The organism is Vibrio sp. 10N.222.52.B12, from assembly GCF_002875385.1.
Taxonomy (GTDB): Bacteria; Pseudomonadota; Gammaproteobacteria; order Enterobacterales; family Vibrionaceae; genus Vibrio; species Vibrio jasicida.
On record NZ_MDAW01000020.1, the window covers coordinates 1 to 480 of the forward strand.

General features: G+C 46.2%; 1 protein-coding gene. It reads left to right on the forward strand.

The window, feature by feature from the left end:
* On the forward strand, positions 1–480 hold a 480-nt coding region (locus tag BCT11_RS01245; RefSeq protein WP_133152126.1), incomplete at both ends, for a transposase.

Consider the following 480-nt stretch of genomic DNA (forward strand, 5'->3'; position numbering starts at 1 on the left):
GGCAAAGCTGCACCAGAGTGGCTGTTTAAACAATGTGGACGGACGTGGGGTCTTGAACGATACCGTGATGATACATGGCAAGGATTACAAGTTTTTGCTGTAGACGGTGCTCTTTTTCGAACCGCGGATACTCCCGAACTTAGAGAGCACTTTGGCTCGGGTAATACCTCTAGCAACAGACAGACACCGCATCCAGTGCTAAGAGTTGTGACTATAATGAATGTCCGCTCTCATGTCATCGTTGACGCCACCATAAGCCCCTATCGGCGTGGTGAAATCCCGCTTGCTATGCCCTTCATCGACTCTTTGCCAGATAACTCTGTGACGTTACTGGATAAAGGGTTTTACGGTTCAGACTTACTTCTCTCTCTTCAAAATAGCGGTATTAATAGGCATTGGTTGATACCAGCAAGGAAGGGGCTGAAATACACACTTCTAGATGAAGAAGAAAGTAATGACATGCTCATCGAAATGAAAGTC